Genomic DNA, 15,424 nt, shown 5'->3' with positions numbered 1-15,424 from the left:
TCCCGTCCGTCATCGTGCCTTGGCGGGCGGCACGGGCGCGCGCTCACGCCGCCCGCCAATCGCGCCCGTGCCCGCCGCCTGCACGATGCGCCGGAAGGTCGGGCATTCCATATGGCTGGGCGCCGGACACACCGCCGCGTGCCGCAACCCGTCGCGCATCGCCGTCAGCTTGCGGATGGTGCGGTCCAGCTCGTCGGCCTTGGCGGCCAGCATCTGGCGGTCGATGCGCGGCTGGCCCTGCGGCGAGAACATCCGCGCAATATCGTCCAGCGAGAAGCCCGCCGCGCGCCCCAGCGCGATCAGCGCCAGGCGCTCCAGCACCCCCGCGTCGAACACGCGCCGCATGCCGCGCCGGCCGATCGACACGATCAGTCCCTTTTCCTCGTAGTACCGCAGCGTCGAGGCCGGCACGCCGGCCTGCCGCGCCACTTCCGCAATATCCAGGCTTTTCACCGCTTGACCTCAAGTCGACTTGAACTGGCACAGTGTAGCTTCCAGCCAAGCAAGGGGTAAGACCATGGGTGAACATCGGCAAATCAGCGGCAACGGCGGCGAGCAGGCCGCACTGTGGAACGGCGCCTCCGGCCAGGCCTGGGTCGAGCACCAGGGCTTGCTGGACGACATGTTCCGGCCTATGGAAGAGCAACTGGTCCAGGCCGCGGTCCACGCCGCGGCACAGCGCATCCTCGATGTTGGCTGCGGCACCGGCAGCACCACGCTGGCGCTGGCGCGGCGCTTGGGTGAGAAAGGCCACTGCACCGGCATCGATATTTCCGCGCCGATGCTCGCCGCCGCGCGTTCCCGCGCGCAACGAGAGGGCATCAACGCTGGCTTTGTCCACGCCGATGCGCAGGAGCACGCCTTCGCCCCGGCGAGCTTCGACATGATCGTGTCGCGCCTGGGCGTGATGTTCTTCAGCGATCCGGTGCGCGCCTTCGCCAACCTGCGCTGGGCCGCAACGTCGGACGCCACGCTGCACTGCATCGCCTGGCGCAGCGCCGCCGAAAACCCCTTCATGACCACCGCCGAGCGCGCCGCCGCGCCGCTGCTGCCCGATTTGCCGCCGCGCCAGCCAGGCGCGCCAGGGCAGTTTGCCTTCGGCGACCGCGAGCGCGTGCTATCGATCCTGCAGGCGAGCGGCTGGGGCGATATCGAGATCCGTCCGACCGACGTGACTTGCACGCTGCCGGAGCCTGCGTTGGCCGGCTACCTGTCGCGGCTTGGGCCGGTCGGACTGGCGCTGCAAGGCGCCGACGCCACCACGCGCGAGCGCGTCGCCACAGCCGTGCGCGCCGCGTTCGAGCCCTATGTCCAGGGCGACACCGTGCGCTACACCGCGGCGTGCTGGACCGTCACGGCCCGCGCGACCGCGGCCGCGTCGCCCATTCAGCGGGACACGAACCATGCCTGATCACACCACCGCCATGCTGCTCCACGCCACGGTCATCGGTACCGGCGCCACGCTCGTCATGGATGCGTGGGCCATCTTGCGCAAGCGGCTGCTCGGCGTGCCTGCGCTGAACTATGGCCTGGTCGGCCGCTGGCTGGCCTGGCTACCGCGTGGACGTTTCCACCATCAACCCATCGCCGCCACGCCACCGGTGCGTGGCGAGCAGGCCATCGGCTGGATCGCGCATTACCTGACCGGCATCGCGTTCGCGGGAATACTGCTGGGGCTTTGGGGCCTGAACTGGGTACGCCAGCCGACGCTGGCGCCGGCCCTGCTGGTCGGCATCGGCAGCGTCGCCGCGCCCTTCTTGCTGATGCAGCCCGCGATGGGCGCCGGGATCGCGGCCAGCCGCACGCCACGGCCGAACCTGGCGCGGATGCATAGCCTGGTGACGCATGCGGTGTTCGGGGTGGGGTTGTATGTGGCCGGATGGGTGGCGAACCTTACGACGAGGTCGCTCTGATCCGCGCACAGCCAAGCAGGTTGCCGACCGTCAGAGCCCCCGCACCCCGCGGCATTTCGGAAACGTGGTGCAACCCCAAAAGGGATTGCCAGCGTTCGCGCCCTGCTTTGCGATGCGCTGAATCATGGCAGCGCCACAGCGCGGGCAGGCCGGTGCGCCAGGAGGCCTTGCCTCTTGCTGTGGCGGCTGCGTGGAGGATGCGGGCGAACTCGCAGGAGCGGATGGTCTGGCGGTGAAATCGACCGGCGCTGCCGCGCGGACGCGCTTGACCAGCGCGCTCAGTGCCTCGCCGTCGATCAGCTCGATGTTCCGCCCCGACGCGAAGGCCCGAGCATCGGCCGTGAACTGTCCCGATGTCACCACGTACCCCTGCGCCACACCTTGCGCTGCCATCACACCGTACAGTTCGCGCACCACCGTGACGGGGACCTTGTAGGCGCGCCATTGCTTGCATTGAACCAGCGCCAGTTCATTTCCCTTCCTGAGCCGCAGATCGATCCCGCCGTCCGCTCCGCTGCCTCCAGTTTCGACGACGGCATATCCCCGCATCCGAAACAACTCGCCCACCAGCCGCTCGAAATCCCGCCAGCTCATCTGACGCAGCGCGTCGCCAGACCGTGCCGCCGCCACGTCGCGGACCAGACCTTGCCGCTTGCGGCGTCCCAGCCATGAGGCCAGCGCGCCCGCGAGCAGTATCAGCGGAACAAGGTACTGGCCGTATGTCGACAGCGCCTTGGCGATCTGCGATACAACCATCTGTCCCATCTGCCCCGGCGCAGCGTTGATCGGCACTTCAGCGACTGCATAGCGATGCAACACGACGTAGGCAAAGATTGCTGCCGTTACGCCAACCCACCATGGCAGCGCCGCGGCAATGCCATAGAGATCCTCGAAGACGCTCGATTGCTTCCTGCGACCCATGTTGACCCTCGCCTCTATTTGTTTTTGTCAGACGGAAGGATGCCGTCGGCAATGGGGGATGTCGTCCCTGCGCACGCGGGGGTAGCGGCAGGGCAAGCCGCCCTTGCAGCGGGCTTATCGCCTTTTCACTCCGGCACCGGATACTTCCTCGCATTGATTTCCATCTTCGCCCGCACCGCGGCGTCGAGGTCCACGCCGAGCGCCGTCACCAGCTGGGTCAGATAGATGGTGATATCCGCCAGCTCCTGCTCAACGTGTTCGCGCTTGGTCGTGGACATGATGGCGCGCGATTCGTCCTCGGTCTGCCACTGGAAGATCTCGACCAGTTCCGAGACCTCGACGCTCAGTGCCATCGCCAGGTTCTTGGGGCTGTGGTACTTGCCCCAGTGACGGGCTTCGCCGAAGTCGTAGGCGGCTTGCTGCAGGTTCTTGATATCGATCAGGGGCATGATGGTGTGGCGAATGCTTCGTCTGGCAGCACGCCTGCACCGGCGTGTGTGCAATGGTTGAGTTGCCCTCGGGCAGCAAATGGATGGCTGCGGCGGCTCAAGCGCCGAGCAGCCGGCGCGCCAGCAATGCCTGCAGGTCGCGCCGGCCATCCGCGATGACATAGATGATCACGCTGTCGTCGATCAGGCGATAGATCACGCGATAGGGCTTGAATGCGGTCTGGCGATATTCCCGGATACCCAGCGCGATCAGCTCGGCCGGGTAGTTGCCCTTCTCGGGAAAGCGCGAAATCTGATCCACCGCCTCCAGCAACCGGTCCAGCACGTAGTCCGCGTTCTCGACACAGTCGAATTCCGCAATGTAGTCGTGGATGGATTCCAGGTCCTGTTCGGCCCCGGCGGTAAGCAGGACCTCATGGCGCTTGCCGCCCGCGGACATCAGCCGGCGGCCCGCTTGCTGCGCAGGCGCGCGACCACGTCCTTGACAGGCTTGAGCTTGCCGGCGGCGATTTCCTGGTTACCCAGCGCAAGGATCTTGAGCAGGGCCAGCGTTTCCTGCGTCTGCTCGAACGACGCAACGTCCTGCAGCACCGCGCGGGCCTCGCCGTTCTGGGTGATCACCAGCGGCTCGCGCCGCTCGTTGACCTGCTCCAGCACCTCGGCGGCATTGGCCTTCAGGTAGCTGATCGGCTTGACCTGGGAAGAGTAGCGCATGATGTGAGCCTGGTTGTGCAATGGACCGAATATAGACTTTATTCGGTCCTGCAACAACCGCCGGCAGCCGGGAAAGTTTTCGCCAGCACGAAGCGGCGCCGCGCGCACCTCACCCATCAAATTGCGATCGACCAAGGGTAATCCCTAGTCACGCATTCCCATTTTCCGGGACTGTCGGTTTTGATTTCCGGGAATCCGGTCCTATTCTTGGGCCCCATGTTGAATGCTGTCGACCCAACCATCGCCCCGGAGCCGGCGGCTCCCGCCGCCGTCGAATCCGCCCAGCCCGCCGGCGGCGCCGATCGCGTGCTGTTCGTGCTGGCCGCGCTGGCACAGCACGGATCACCGATCACTGTGCGTGAGCTGGTAACCAGGACCGGCCTGCCCAAGAGCACGCTCTACCGCCAGCTGATGCTGCTCAAGCGCTGGGGCTTCGTGCTCGAGTCCGACGGCGAATACGCGCCGGGCCCGATCAGCCTGCAGCTCGCGCTGGGGTTCGACATGGCCTCGCACCTGGCCCGCGAAGCGCTGCCCGATATGCGGTTGCTGGCACAGCAGTCCGACGAAAGCGTCGGCCTGGTGGTTGCCGTCAAGGACCACGCGGTGTGCCTGGAGATGGTGGAAAGCCGCCAGTCGCTGCGCTGCTCGTTCGAGAAGGGCCGCGGCGTGCCGCTGCGCGCGGGCGCATCGGCCAAGTCGCTGCTGGCCTTTATGCGCGACGACGCGCGCGAGCGCGTGGTGCGTGCGCAGTGCGAGCCGGCCGAAGCGGAACAGCTGCTGGCGGAACTCGCCGCGATTCGTGACACCGGCTATGCCGTCAGCGAAGGCGAAGTCGATCCGGGCGTGTGGGGCGTGAGCGCGCCGCTGTTCTCGCGGCGCGCCCGGGCCGAGGCGCATGGATCCGTCACGCTGATGGTGCCGGCCACGCGCCGCCAGGGGCGCGAAAGCGCACTGATCGACATGACCGTGGCCGCCGCCATGCGGATTTCCGCGCGGCTGCAGGCTTACTGAAACCTGAAGCAATCGTTACCGCACCGTCCGCAAGCCTGCGCGACGGGCAGATTTCCTGTTCCCGGAAAAAGGAGACCCCCATGAACCTTCGTCGCAAATGCCTGATCGCCGCCCTCTCGGCCGTGGCTGGACTGACCTTCGGCGCCGCCGCGCACGCGCAGGACAGCAACGTCCTGCGCGTCGCCACCGACGCCACCTTCCCGCCGATGGAATTCATCGAGAACGGCAAGCGCACCGGCTTCGACGTCGAGCTGGTCGAGGCCATGGCCAAGACCATGGGCAAGCAGGTGGAATGGACCAACATCGACTTCAAGGGCCTGATCCCGGGCCTGGTCTCGCGCCGCTTCGACATGGCGGTGTCCGGCATCTACATCACCCCGGAGCGCCGCAAGGTGGTGGACTTTACCGAGCCGTACTACACCGGCGGCCTGGTGGCGCTGGTCAAGAGCGGCAACACCGCCATCAACAAGCCGGAAGACCTGAACGGCAAGAAGGTCAGCGTGCAGGTGGGGACCAAGTCGGTCAGCTTCCTGCGCGAGACCTATCCGCAGGTGCAGCGCGTGGAAGTCGAGAAGAACCAGGAAATGTTCAACCTGGTCGAGATCGGCCGCGCCGATGCCGCCGTCACCGGCAAGCCGGCGGCGATGCAGTACGTGAAGACCCGCGGCGGCCTGCGCATGGTGGAGCAGCAACTGACCACCGAGGAATACGGCATGGCCGTGCGCAAGGACACGCCCGAGCTGACCCGCGCGCTGAACGCCGCGCTGGCCAAGCTCAAGGCCGATGGCACCTACGCCAGGCTGACCCAGAAGTGGTTCGGCAGCGCCGCCAAGTAAGCCACGCGGACCGAGATCATGGAACTGGATTTTTCTCCCGTCTTCGCCGGGTGGCCTGACATCCTGCACGGCGCCGTCATCACCGTGCAGGTGACGGCCTGCGCGCTGGTGCTGGGCTGCGTGATGGGCCTGCTGGTCGGCATCGGCCGGCTGGACCCGAAGCGCCGCATCATCTACGGCATCTGCACCGCCTATGTGACCTTCATCCGCGGCACGCCGTTGCTGGTGCAGTTGTTCCTGCTGTTCTTCGGGCTGCCGCAGTTCAACATCCTGCTGCCGGCCTTTGTGTGCGGCGTGATCGGGCTGGGCATCTATTCCGGCGCCTATGTGTCGGAGATCGTGCGCGGCGCGATCCAGTCGGTCGACAAGGGCCAGATGGAAGCGGCGCGCTCGATCGGCATGTCGTCCGGCCAGGCCATGCGCGCGATCATCCTGCCGCAGGCCATCGTGCGCATGATCCCGCCGCTGGGCAACGAGTTCATCGCGCTGATCAAGAACTCGGCGCTGGTGTCGCTGCTGACCATTGCCGACCTGATGCACGAGGGCCAGAAGATCATCAGCGTGTCGTACCGCTCGCTGGAGGTCTACCTGGTGATCGCGCTGGTGTACCTGATCCTGACGAGCGCGGCCGGGCTGATCCTGCGCCGCGCCGAACAACGGCTGCGCATGGGAGGCATGGTGCAATGAGCGATTCCGCAATCATCCGGATCCGCAACCTGGGCAAATCGTTCGGCAGCCACACCGTGCTGCGCGGCATCGACTTCGACGTGCAACCGTCGCAGGTGGTGGTGGTGATCGGCCCCAGCGGCTCGGGCAAGAGCACCTTCCTGCGCTGCTGCAACGGACTGGAGCAACCCGAGGCCGGCACCATCGACATCGTCGGCAAGCGCCTGGTAACCGACGGCCAGCTGATCGACGAGCAGGGGCTGAACCAGCTGCGCACCGAAGTGGGCATGGTGTTCCAGTCGTTCAACCTGTTCCCGCACCTGTCGGTGCTGCACAACGTCACGGTGGGGCCGCGCATGCTGCGCGGCGTTTCGCGCGACGACGCCGAGCGCAAGGCAATGAGCCTGCTCGAGAAAGTCGGCCTGGCGCACAAGGCCCACGCCATGCCGGCCAGCCTGTCCGGCGGCCAGAAGCAGCGCGTGGCCATTGCCCGCGCGCTGGCGATGGAGCCGCGCGTGATGCTGTTCGACGAGCCCACCTCCGCGCTGGACCCCGAGCTGGTGGGCGAAGTGCTGCAGGTGATGAAGGTGCTGGCCGCCGAAGGCATGACCATGGTCGTGGTCACCCATGAAATGGGCTTCGCCCGCGAAGTGGCCGACGTGGTGGTGGTCATGGACGGCGGCGGCATCATCGAGGCCGGGCCGCCGTCGGTGATCTTCTCCGCGCCGACGCAGGAACGCACGCGCGGCTTCCTGCAGGCGGTGCTGACGCGGGCATGAGGATGGCAGCCACGCAAACCCCCTGGCAGGGCCGGGTCGACCACGGCGAGCAGGGCGACACCACGCGGCTGTTCCGCATCGTGCAGGCGCTGGACCGCGCGGACACCGCGCCGCTGGACCACGCGCCGGTATTGCTCGGCTTCCGCTGCGATGCCGGCGTGCTGCGCAACCAGGGCCGCCCCGGCGCCGCCCGCGGCCCCGACGCCATCCGCCAGGCGCTGGCCAACGTGCCGGCGCACGGCCTGCCGGCGCTGTACGACGCCGGCAATGTCAGTTGCGACGACGGCGACCTGGAATCTTCCCAGCAGGCGCTGGCGGACGCCGTCCACGCAGTGCTGGCGCGCGGCGGCTTTCCGCTGGTGCTGGGCGGCGGCCATGAAGTGGCGTGGGGCACGTGGCAGGGCCTGCGCGCGCACCTGGATGCACGGGACGACGGCGGCCGCGTGCTGATCGTCAATCTCGACGCCCACTTCGACCTGCGCACGAGCCGGCCGGCCAGCTCCGGCACGCCGTTCGACCAGATCGCCCATGCCTGCGCCGAGCGCGGCCAGCCGTTCGACTATGTCTGCCTGGGCGTCAGCCGCCTCAGCAACACGCCGGCCCTGTTCGGCCGCGCCGAGGCGCTGGGCGTCTGCTACGTCGAGGACGTCGACATGCAGGAACGCCACCTGACAGAACGACTGGCGGAGTTGTCCGCGCGCATCGATGCCGTGGACCACGTGTACCTGACCATCGACCTCGACGCGCTGCCGGGCGCGGTGATGCCCGGCGTGTCGGCGCCCGCGGCCTACGGCGTGCCGTTGCCGGTGGTGGAGGAAGTCGTACAGCTGGTCCGCCGCAGCGGCAAGCTGCGCGTGGCCGACCTGGCCGAGTACAACCCCCAGTACGACCGCGACCACCTGGGCGCGCGCGTGGCGGCACGGCTGGCCTGGCGCCTGCTGCGCTGAAGCGCGGGCCATAGACCCGCCGGCAGTTGGCAGCCGCCGCGCGCGGCGATAGTATTGCCCTTCGCTAGATTTAGCGATTCTGATCAGAATTGATAAAGCCAGGCAAGGGCAGTCCTGCGCCGGCGCGGCCGTGGCCGTGACCGTAGCGCGTCCGGGGACCGCCGCTTGCCGTTTCTCGGGCGGAAGGGTCTGCGTGATCGAACAAATCGTCATCGTTGGTTTCGGCTGCATCGGCCAGGCCGTGCTGCCGCTGCTGGAGCGGGCCTGGCCGCGGGCAGCGATCACCGTGGTCGACCGCGAGCTGGATCGCGCGCGCCAGCAACTGGTTGCCCGCCACAAGCTGCACGGCATCCAGGCCGCCGTCACCGCGACCAACTACCAAACCATACTGGCCCCGCTGCTGCGGCCCGGCACCTTCCTGCTGAACCTGGCGCCGTCCGTCTGCAGCCGCGACCTAATCGCGCTGGCGCAAGCGCGCGGCGCGTTCTATGTCGATGCTGGCATCGAGCCCTGGGACTACGAAGCCGATCCGCTGGCCTCGCACCTGAGCAATTACGCGCTGCGCCACGAGATGCTGGCCTTCGCCCGCGGCCGCGAGACCCTGCCGACCGCGCTGGTGGCGCATGGCGCCAATCCCGGGCTGGTCTCGGTGCTGGTCAAGGCCGCGCTGATGGCACTGGCCGGCAAGGCCGGATTGAATCAGCCGGAGCCCGGCGATCGCGCCGCGTGGGCCGCGCTGGCGCGCGCGCTGGACGTGCGCGTGATCCAGGTCGCCGAATATGACAGCCAGCAGGCCCCTGGCTACCCGCGCGACGGCGAGTTCGCCAACACCTGGTCCGCCGAAGGCTTTATCACCGAATGCCTGCAGGACGCGGAGCTCGGCTGGGGCAGCCATGAGCCCGCGCTGCCGCCAGATGGCTATCGCCATCGCTACGGCAACGGCGCCGCGATCGCGCTCGACCGGCCGGGCCATCGCACGCGCGTGCGCTCGTGGTCGCCGGTACACGGCCCCTTCGACGCCTACCTGATCACGCACAACGAATCGATCTCGATCGCCGAGTACCTGACCGACACTCGCGCCGGCCAGCCGCCGTATCGCCCCACCGTCTACTACGCCTATCGCCCCACCGCCGCCACGCAGGCCTCGATGCAATGGCTGGACGACCGCGCCGCCCCGCGTGTGCGCGCCGAACGCATCCTGCGCGACGAGCTCCAGTGCGGCGAAGACGAACTCGGCGTGCTGCTGATGAGCGGGCTGCACGGCGCGGTCTGGCATGGCTCGCGCCTGTCGGTGCAGCGCGCGCGCTCGCTGGCGCCGTACAACACCGCCACCAGCCTGCAGGTGGCATCGAGCCTGGTCGCCGGCATGCAATGGATGCTGGCCCATCCATCGCGCGGCGTGGTGGAATCCGATGCGCTCGACTTCGGCCCGGTGCTGGCCGATGCCGCGCACTGGTGGGCCCCGCTCAGCATCGCCTTCACCAGCTGGCTGCCCCGGCCCGGCGCCAACTCGCTCGCCTTCACCGACTTCCTGCTGGACGATGCTACGGTCCGGCCCGATCCCGCTCTTCTGACCCTTGCCTGCTGATGCAACGCATCCCGCAAACTCCGCGCCGCAACTGGCCGCGCGAACTCGAGAAGGTGGGCTTCCACTTCCATTCGCTGGACGAGTTCAACGTCCCGCGCGAAGTCGATGACCACACCTTCTTCTACTGGCGCGAAGACGCCGCCTACGCGTTCAGCAAGCATGAGGTGGAAACGCTCTACGCCGCCGCGTACGACCTGAACCAACGCTGCCTGGAAGCCGTGCAGCACGTGATCGACCACGACCTGTTCGCGCGCCTGGCGATCGACCGGGACTTCGCGCAACTGATCCGCACCTCGTGGGACCGCGACGAACCCACGCTGTTCGGCCGCTTCGACATGACGCTGGACCCGCACGGCGTGCCAAAGCTATATGAGTTCAACGCCGACACCCCGACCTCGCTGATCGAATCCGCCGTCGCCCAGTGGCACTGGAAAGACGCCGTGCAGCCGCAAGCCGACCAGTTCAACAGCCTGCACGACGCCCTGGTGGCGCGCTGGCAATGGCTGCGCAACCACTACCGCAACGCCAGCCTGCTGCACCTCGCCTGCATGTTCGACAGCCAGGAAGACGTCTGCAATACCGAGTACCTGATGGACACCGCGCTGCAGGCTGGCTGGTCCGTCAAGCTGATCGACCTGCAAGACATCGGCACCGACGGCCGCGGCAACTTCTACGACGCCGACAACGTGCCGATCGAAGTCGCGTTCAAGCTGTACCCGTGGGAATGGATGGCCACCTCCGACTACCGCGACCAGCTGGCGCACAGCCCCGTGCGCTGGGTCGAGCCGCCGTGGAAGGCGGTGCTTTCCAACAAGGCCATCCTGCCGATCCTGTGGGACCTGTTCCCCGGACATCCCAACCTGATCGAAGCCAGCTTCGACCCCGGCCACTTCGCCGGCCGTCCGCACGCGAAAAAGCCCTTCCTGTCGCGCGAAGGCGAAAGCGTGACGCTGCTCACCCCGGAAGGCGACCGCGTCCACAACCCCGGCGAGTATGGCGAGGAAGGCTTCATCTACCAGGCCTACGAACCGGCGCGGCGCTTTGACGGGCGCTACACCACGCTGGGCGTCTGGATCGTCGACGACGTGCCCAGCGGCCTGTGCGTGCGCGAAGAGTCCGGGCCCATCGCCAAGAACACCAGCTTCTTCGTCCCTCACTACTTCACCCACGCGTAAGCCATGGCCAACAAGAAGAAGGGCACCAAACGCTCCAAGTACGGCAGCCCATACATGCCGGGCAGGGGCGGCTCCGGCGGCCCGTCGCCGCGCGTCGCCGCCTACCAGGCCGAACAGAAAAAGCAGGGCGGCTCGCCCGCGCTGTGGATCGTCGGCGCCTGCGCCGTGGTCGCCGGCGTGGCCGTGCTCGGCTCCTGCAGCGACGACGCCGACGACGATCCCGGCGTCACCGTGCGCCGCGCCAGCTACGCCACGCTGGAAGACTGCGAGGCCGACTGGAACACGCCCAACGACTGCGAAAGCGTGCCGCTCGACGACCCCAGCACCATCTACAGCTCCAGCCTCAACGCCCCCGCCAGCGAAACCGCAGGCGCCGGCACCACGCACAGCAGCAGCGCGTACTACGCGCGCTGGTACGGGCCGTACTACACCGCCAGCGGCACCGTCTACCACCCCAACGGCACCCAGACCCAGCGCGATATGACATCCGGCCCGCTGCGCCCGCTGCAGGCCTACGATCGTAACGGCACGCCCACACAATCCTTCACCAACGCCACGCCACGCGCCGCCATGGTCGAAGAAGCCACGGTGCGCCGCAGCTCGCTCAGCGGCGGACGCTCCATGGGCCTGACCATGCGCTCCGCCGCCGTATCGCGCGCACCGGTGGTATCGCGCGGCGGCTTCACCAGCCGCTTCGGCAGCTCCGGGCGCTCCGGCGGCGGCTGAATGCCATCTGCTTGACGCTTTCTCGCACGCAAACCCTGACAACCGACAACGAGTCCATCCAATGGTCAACACCATGCACCCGGCGCTTGCCTACCTGATCTACATCGTCACCAGCTTTGCCATGCTGGGGTTGTTCCTGCTGGTCTATACGCGGGTCACGCCGCATCGGGAATTCACGCTGATCCGCGAGGGCAATATCGCGGCGGCATTGTCGCTGGGTGGGGCGGTGCTGGGGTTCTCGCTGACGCTGTCGTCGAGCATTCAGCACAACGCTACGTTTGCGATGTTCTTGCTGTGGGCGTTTGGGGCCTTTGCGGTGCAGGTGGTGGCTTACCTGGTGGCGGCGCGGGCGCTGGGGGGTGTCAGTGAAGCGATTTCCAGCGATAACCGGGGGGTGGGGGCGGTGATGGGGGTGATTTCGTTGTCGGTGGGGGTGGTTAATGCGGCTTGTTTGACTTGAGGCGAACCTGAGAGAATTCCGGGGCTCTTCCACCAATATCGCCGCTCCCCGCTTTACGCAAACGCTTAGCTCCGGGGCTCCCCACGGACTTTGGGGGGAGCCGCCGCGCCGCTTACTTCGCCGGCGCCTTGACTACGTCGCCGGTGTAGCTCAGCGATGCGAGATCTGCCTTGGCCTTCTCAGGCGTCTCGAGTTCCAGCACGACGCGGCCCACCATCAAGCCCATCGACGGTGAACTGCGCACGTATTTCGTCTCGCCGGCGTCCAGCACGAAGCTCAGCGTCTTTTCGGTTTCGGTCGAAGCCGACGCCACGTACTTGCCGGCCGGACGATCCACAAAGAAGAAACCGCCGGGCTTGGACTCGCCCACTACCTCATTGTTCAGACGCAGATCCGGTTGGATCGCCGCGCCGAACATCGATGCCGAGCGCAGGAAGTAGACCCGGCCGTCACCCTGCTTCAGCGTCGGAATCGACGCCTCCATTTCGGCGTGTTTTACGCCGGAAGCACACCCGGCCAGCAGTGACGACACGGCCAGTCCTGCGATCAGCATGCGTGCGACCCGTTTCATTCTGATTCTCCCAAGTTCAAAGGTACTGCTGTGGATAGCGGGGAATAGTTCTGTTCCCCGGGCAAATAGAAGCCCACCAGGGTCTGGTTATGGATGACCAGGTAGGCTTCGTGTACCTGGCGGCCTTCGATTGTGAAGATGGTGCCGACGGGCCGGAAGACATCGCCCTGTGGAACGCGGCCTGCTTTCGACCAGACTGACTTTTCAGGCAGCGTACGGGAATAGCCAGTGTCTAGTTTGATGGTGGCAGGTGTCAGGATCTGGATGCGTCGGCTGGCGGTGTTTGGCTGCGTGGCCTCGATGGTCGAAGGTGTTGTCGCAACCATTGGGGCACAGGCAGCAAGCGCCAGGCAGCATCCTGCGGCAATTCCGATACACACAAAATGGAAAGAACATGAAGATTTCATTCAGGCAACCGATTGGATCAACGTTTCGAAAAGTGTGACCGTACCATTGGAATCCCGCCAAATCGCAGGTTTGTGTGAACCTGGATCGAATCTTCCGAAACCAGATTTCCTTGGTTACCGACGTAGAGCATTTCCATCGAATCGGCGGTGGGTATTCGATCCGAATTCTGGCACAACCTCGAACTTACAATTCAGAATAAGTGAATACCAAGGGGTTATCTATCATCTCGCTCTCCACGCATCTCCCTATCTATTGCTTGAACCTCTTCACATCTGCCACCTTGTAATACAGCCTAAACTGCGCTCCTTTCGACGACGGGATCCGCCCCACGTAGGCTGACCGGAAAAAGGCGGCGCTGCCATTTCCATTGCTTTCCATCACGCACACATAGCGTCGTCCATGCTGGCGCAGCAGAGCGTAGGCAGCAAGGATCGGTTGCTCGACTCGCGAGGGTCGGTGCTTTCCAAGAGCGACTGCACGATTGATGTAACCGCGGCTCGCTCCGACGAAGATGAAGTCGTTGCTTCCGCGCTTGCTGGTTGCGTAGCCAATCCCATGCATGTTGTTGGCGACCCCGGGAGTGAATAATTGGTAACCGGGTACAGTCACGTCGTCTATAACATCCGCCTCTCCCTCAATCCGGGTGATTGAGATCGAAGCCTCCGACGGTCTGTCGACGAGCAGGCAACTGTCGATGAGATCGAAGCCTCCGACGGTCTGTCGACGAGCAGGCAACTGTCGATGATGGTCGCCGGAATTTTTTGGGCGTGTGCGGTAGCGGAAAGCGCGAGCAGGGATGCTACGAGAACGGTTCGCGTCATTTGTACTCCTTCGCGCGTGTAACGGTCATCCAGTCGTGGCCATATCGCCAAAAAATCGTTCCTCCCACACCCGCCGTAGACTCAATCCGTCATGCTCGGCCTTCGGTCGGGTTGCATTGTGGCTTCAGTTTGCCGACCTGATGCCGAGGTTTAACCAACCTTGGGTCGTGCATCCATAGGGCTAGCCTTAAAGTTGTTCATCGTTGTGAGGCACGAGCATGCGGGTATTCACAGAACAAGCATTAGTAAGCGGCGGCGACGAGCTTGGCCTGCAATGCCGGATCTCGACATAGGCCCACGCGCCCCCAGGCTATCGCACGATCGGCATTCACGAGAACGTGGCTACGCACAGCCTTCAGCTGGCGGTTGGCTGAAGCGCACCGCGTTACATGCAAAGGGATGGCTTGCGGCAGTGACGAAAGAGTTGTCGTTGGCGCTGCGCAGTGTGTTGGCCAGTTTGGCTCGCACGACCCATGACTGGAGTCCGTGCGCAACATGTTGCTGCACTATTTGACTGGCGATCTACTGCGGCACGGGACTAACGGAATCCATCGTATGGCGAAAATTCCCTGGTCCAGCTCACCCAAGGGCGGCTCAGCGCTTCGCCCCTGTGCGCCCGGCCTTCGCGGCCCGCTTCACTGGCACGAGTGCGATGGCCGCCTCTTCGGCCGCCTTGTCCGCATTCACGAGAACACCCACCGAGACAATATAAACCGCCGCGCTTTCGATATCCCCGCGCAGCGCCGCACACGCCGCAGCACCATCATGCTTGCGAAGCGCCTCGACCAGCTTGTCGTGATGCTTGACCGCCACCCGCTCTTCCACCCGTCTCGACCCGGAGCGCAGATCATGGTTCAGGATCGGCCCGATGCGCAGCCACTGTGACTCGATCATCTGCAGCAGGATCGGCATGCGCGCCGCCGCGTAGACGGCAAAGTGAAAGGCCTGGTTCGCGGCGATGACATCGGCGCCGTCAGGATTGCGCTTGGCCATCTCGTCGGCAAAGCGGCGGTGCAGCGCCTGTACCTGTTTCAGCTCCTCGTCGGTGATGCGTTCGGCCGCGGTCGCGGTGGCAAGGCCTTCGAGCTCGATCCGGATCTTGGTGATTTCCTCGAACTGGCTGACGCTCATGCGGGGCACGCGCAGGGCGCGGTTGGGCGTGAGTTCGAGGGCCTGTTCGGCGACCAGCCGGTGCACCGCTTCGCGCACTGGCATCACGCTGACGCCTAGTGCGGCGGCGATGTTGCGCAGGGAAATTTGCTCGCCGGGCATCATCTGGCCGCTTACCAGCAGCTCGCGCAGCTGCGTGTAGACGTCGCGGCTGAGGGTCTGGCGGACAAGAGGCGTCACAAGGTCATTCAGGCTCATGCCGCGAAGCATAGCACATAGGGTTATTCTCTATATTTGATCTGTGATCACAGTTTTAATCTTCGTCCGGA

At 65.7% G+C, this 15,424-nt stretch carries 20 protein-coding genes; 11 read left to right on the top strand and 9 right to left on the bottom strand.

Annotated features, from left to right (window positions below; translation table 11 throughout):
- Positions 1–9 precede the first annotated feature (9 nt).
- Entirely contained in the window at positions 10–453 is a 444-nt protein-coding gene (locus A2G96_RS01475) for a helix-turn-helix domain-containing protein (protein WP_062796120.1), read from the bottom strand.
- A 64-nt stretch (positions 454–517) separates the two neighbouring features.
- On the opposite strand from A2G96_RS01475, the gene A2G96_RS01470 reads away from it, so the two are divergent.
- Together A2G96_RS01470 and A2G96_RS01465 are read left to right on the top strand one after the other, a co-directional pair.
- Complete coding sequence (locus A2G96_RS01470; protein WP_062796118.1) at positions 518–1,411, top strand: class I SAM-dependent methyltransferase; 894 nt, start codon at positions 518–520, stop codon at positions 1,409–1,411.
- Complete coding sequence (locus tag A2G96_RS01465; RefSeq protein ID WP_062796116.1) at positions 1,404–1,913, top strand: DUF2938 domain-containing protein; 510 nt, start codon at positions 1,404–1,406, stop codon at positions 1,911–1,913. Before A2G96_RS01470 ends, A2G96_RS01465 begins: the two co-directional genes overlap by 8 nt.
- Before the next feature lie 30 nt (positions 1,914–1,943).
- On the opposite strand, the gene A2G96_RS01460 is transcribed toward A2G96_RS01465, so the two are convergent.
- The 4 genes from A2G96_RS01460 to A2G96_RS01445 all read right to left on the bottom strand — a co-directional run bounded on the left by A2G96_RS01460 (position 1,944) and on the right by A2G96_RS01445 (position 3,997).
- Positions 1,944–2,834, bottom strand: coding sequence for a restriction endonuclease (locus A2G96_RS01460; protein ID WP_062796114.1), 891 nt, complete (start codon positions 2,832–2,834; stop codon positions 1,944–1,946).
- 125 nt (positions 2,835–2,959) lie between these two features.
- Positions 2,960–3,283, bottom strand: coding sequence for a nucleotide pyrophosphohydrolase (locus tag A2G96_RS01455; RefSeq protein WP_062796112.1), 324 nt, complete (start codon positions 3,281–3,283; stop codon positions 2,960–2,962).
- A 97-nt stretch (positions 3,284–3,380) separates the two neighbouring features.
- Positions 3,381–3,722, bottom strand: a complete 342-nt coding sequence (locus A2G96_RS01450; RefSeq protein WP_062796109.1) for a type II toxin-antitoxin system RelE/ParE family toxin — start codon at positions 3,720–3,722, stop codon at positions 3,381–3,383.
- Positions 3,722–3,997 carry a type II toxin-antitoxin system Phd/YefM family antitoxin gene (locus tag A2G96_RS01445; protein WP_062796107.1) on the bottom strand — a complete coding sequence of 92 codons (276 nt, stop codon included), beginning with the start codon at positions 3,995–3,997 and terminating at the stop codon, positions 3,722–3,724. The genes A2G96_RS01450 and A2G96_RS01445 overlap by 1 nt, the downstream gene beginning before the upstream one ends.
- A gap of 216 nt (positions 3,998–4,213) precedes the next feature.
- On the opposite strand from A2G96_RS01445, the gene A2G96_RS01440 reads away from it, so the two are divergent.
- The 9 genes from A2G96_RS01440 to A2G96_RS01400 all read left to right on the top strand — a co-directional run bounded on the left by A2G96_RS01440 (position 4,214) and on the right by A2G96_RS01400 (position 12,185).
- Positions 4,214–5,008, top strand: coding sequence for an IclR family transcriptional regulator (locus tag A2G96_RS01440; protein WP_062796105.1), 795 nt, complete (start codon positions 4,214–4,216; stop codon positions 5,006–5,008).
- 80 nt (positions 5,009–5,088) lie between these two features.
- Positions 5,089–5,844 (top strand): glutamine ABC transporter substrate-binding protein, encoded by a 756-nt coding sequence (locus A2G96_RS01435; RefSeq protein ID WP_062796103.1) that lies wholly within the window; start codon positions 5,089–5,091, stop codon positions 5,842–5,844.
- Positions 5,845–5,862: 18 nt separating this feature from the next.
- Positions 5,863–6,531: an amino acid ABC transporter permease gene (locus tag A2G96_RS01430; RefSeq protein ID WP_062796101.1), complete on the top strand. Its 669-nt coding sequence runs from the start codon at positions 5,863–5,865 to the stop codon at positions 6,529–6,531.
- On the top strand, positions 6,528–7,289 hold the full coding sequence (locus tag A2G96_RS01425; RefSeq protein ID WP_062796099.1) for an amino acid ABC transporter ATP-binding protein: 762 nt from the start codon (positions 6,528–6,530) through the stop codon (positions 7,287–7,289). Before A2G96_RS01430 ends, A2G96_RS01425 begins: the two co-directional genes overlap by 4 nt.
- The gene (hutG, locus tag A2G96_RS01420; protein ID WP_062796097.1) at positions 7,286–8,236 is read left to right on the top strand and encodes a formimidoylglutamase; all 951 of its coding nucleotides are present in this window, start codon (positions 7,286–7,288) and stop codon (positions 8,234–8,236) included. Before A2G96_RS01425 ends, hutG begins: the two co-directional genes overlap by 4 nt.
- A gap of 193 nt (positions 8,237–8,429) precedes the next feature.
- On the top strand, positions 8,430–9,824 hold the full coding sequence (locus A2G96_RS01415) for a saccharopine dehydrogenase NADP-binding domain-containing protein (RefSeq protein ID WP_062796095.1): 1,395 nt from the start codon (positions 8,430–8,432) through the stop codon (positions 9,822–9,824).
- Entirely contained in the window at positions 9,824–10,999 is a 1,176-nt protein-coding gene (locus tag A2G96_RS01410; protein WP_062796093.1) for a glutathionylspermidine synthase family protein, read from the top strand. The genes A2G96_RS01415 and A2G96_RS01410 overlap by 1 nt, the downstream gene beginning before the upstream one ends.
- Before the next feature lie 3 nt (positions 11,000–11,002).
- Positions 11,003–11,725: a hypothetical protein gene (locus A2G96_RS01405; protein WP_062796091.1), complete on the top strand. Its 723-nt coding sequence runs from the start codon at positions 11,003–11,005 to the stop codon at positions 11,723–11,725.
- 61 nt (positions 11,726–11,786) lie between these two features.
- On the top strand, positions 11,787–12,185 hold the full coding sequence (locus A2G96_RS01400; protein ID WP_082818819.1) for a DUF350 domain-containing protein: 399 nt from the start codon (positions 11,787–11,789) through the stop codon (positions 12,183–12,185).
- Positions 12,186–12,297: 112 nt separating this feature from the next.
- Here the strand turns inward: A2G96_RS01400 and A2G96_RS01395 are convergent, their stop codons facing one another.
- The 4 genes from A2G96_RS01395 to A2G96_RS01390 form a co-directional block, all read right to left on the bottom strand.
- Complete coding sequence (locus A2G96_RS01395) at positions 12,298–12,756, bottom strand: DUF2846 domain-containing protein (protein ID WP_062796089.1); 459 nt, start codon at positions 12,754–12,756, stop codon at positions 12,298–12,300.
- The gene (locus A2G96_RS32160; protein WP_082818818.1) at positions 12,753–13,163 is read right to left on the bottom strand and encodes a hypothetical protein; all 411 of its coding nucleotides are present in this window, start codon (positions 13,161–13,163) and stop codon (positions 12,753–12,755) included. The genes A2G96_RS01395 and A2G96_RS32160 overlap by 4 nt, the downstream gene beginning before the upstream one ends.
- Before the next feature lie 250 nt (positions 13,164–13,413).
- On the bottom strand, positions 13,414–13,899 hold the full coding sequence (locus A2G96_RS33025; RefSeq protein ID WP_150124039.1) for a hypothetical protein: 486 nt from the start codon (positions 13,897–13,899) through the stop codon (positions 13,414–13,416).
- 680 nt (positions 13,900–14,579) lie between these two features.
- Positions 14,580–15,365, bottom strand: coding sequence for a GntR family transcriptional regulator (locus tag A2G96_RS01390; protein WP_062796087.1), 786 nt, complete (start codon positions 15,363–15,365; stop codon positions 14,580–14,582).
- Positions 15,366–15,424 lie beyond the last annotated feature (59 nt).

Source organism: Cupriavidus nantongensis, from assembly GCF_001598055.1.
Taxonomy (GTDB): domain Bacteria; phylum Pseudomonadota; class Gammaproteobacteria; order Burkholderiales; family Burkholderiaceae; genus Cupriavidus; species Cupriavidus nantongensis.
Note: the sequence above shows the minus strand (reverse complement) of the source record. Positions and strands in the feature narration are given on the sequence as shown.

Excerpts from the sequence above, each read along its gene's own strand:
- A2G96_RS01470 (WP_062796118.1), top strand. The coding sequence starts at position 518 with ATGGGTGAACATCGGCAAATCAGCGGCAACGGCGGCGAGCAGGCCGCA.
- A2G96_RS01465 (WP_062796116.1), top strand. The coding sequence starts at position 1,404 with ATGCCTGATCACACCACCGCCATGCTGCTCCACGCCACGGTCATCGGT.
- A2G96_RS01460 (WP_062796114.1), bottom strand. The coding sequence starts at position 2,834 with ATGGGTCGCAGGAAGCAATCGAGCGTCTTCGAGGATCTCTATGGCATT.
- A2G96_RS01455 (WP_062796112.1), bottom strand. The coding sequence starts at position 3,283 with ATGCCCCTGATCGATATCAAGAACCTGCAGCAAGCCGCCTACGACTTC.
- A2G96_RS01450 (WP_062796109.1), bottom strand. The coding sequence starts at position 3,722 with ATGTCCGCGGGCGGCAAGCGCCATGAGGTCCTGCTTACCGCCGGGGCC.
- A2G96_RS01445 (WP_062796107.1), bottom strand. The coding sequence starts at position 3,997 with ATGCGCTACTCTTCCCAGGTCAAGCCGATCAGCTACCTGAAGGCCAAT.
- A2G96_RS01440 (WP_062796105.1), top strand. The coding sequence starts at position 4,214 with ATGTTGAATGCTGTCGACCCAACCATCGCCCCGGAGCCGGCGGCTCCC.
- A2G96_RS01435 (WP_062796103.1), top strand. The coding sequence starts at position 5,089 with ATGAACCTTCGTCGCAAATGCCTGATCGCCGCCCTCTCGGCCGTGGCT.
- A2G96_RS01430 (WP_062796101.1), top strand. The coding sequence starts at position 5,863 with ATGGAACTGGATTTTTCTCCCGTCTTCGCCGGGTGGCCTGACATCCTG.
- A2G96_RS01425 (WP_062796099.1), top strand. The coding sequence starts at position 6,528 with ATGAGCGATTCCGCAATCATCCGGATCCGCAACCTGGGCAAATCGTTC.
- hutG (WP_062796097.1), top strand. The coding sequence starts at position 7,286 with ATGAGGATGGCAGCCACGCAAACCCCCTGGCAGGGCCGGGTCGACCAC.
- A2G96_RS01410 (WP_062796093.1), top strand. The coding sequence starts at position 9,824 with ATGCAACGCATCCCGCAAACTCCGCGCCGCAACTGGCCGCGCGAACTC.
- A2G96_RS01405 (WP_062796091.1), top strand. The coding sequence starts at position 11,003 with ATGGCCAACAAGAAGAAGGGCACCAAACGCTCCAAGTACGGCAGCCCA.
- A2G96_RS01400 (WP_082818819.1), top strand. The coding sequence starts at position 11,787 with ATGGTCAACACCATGCACCCGGCGCTTGCCTACCTGATCTACATCGTC.
- A2G96_RS01395 (WP_062796089.1), bottom strand. The coding sequence starts at position 12,756 with ATGAAACGGGTCGCACGCATGCTGATCGCAGGACTGGCCGTGTCGTCA.
- A2G96_RS32160 (WP_082818818.1), bottom strand. The coding sequence starts at position 13,163 with ATGAAATCTTCATGTTCTTTCCATTTTGTGTGTATCGGAATTGCCGCA.
- A2G96_RS01390 (WP_062796087.1), bottom strand. The coding sequence starts at position 15,365 with ATGCTTCGCGGCATGAGCCTGAATGACCTTGTGACGCCTCTTGTCCGC.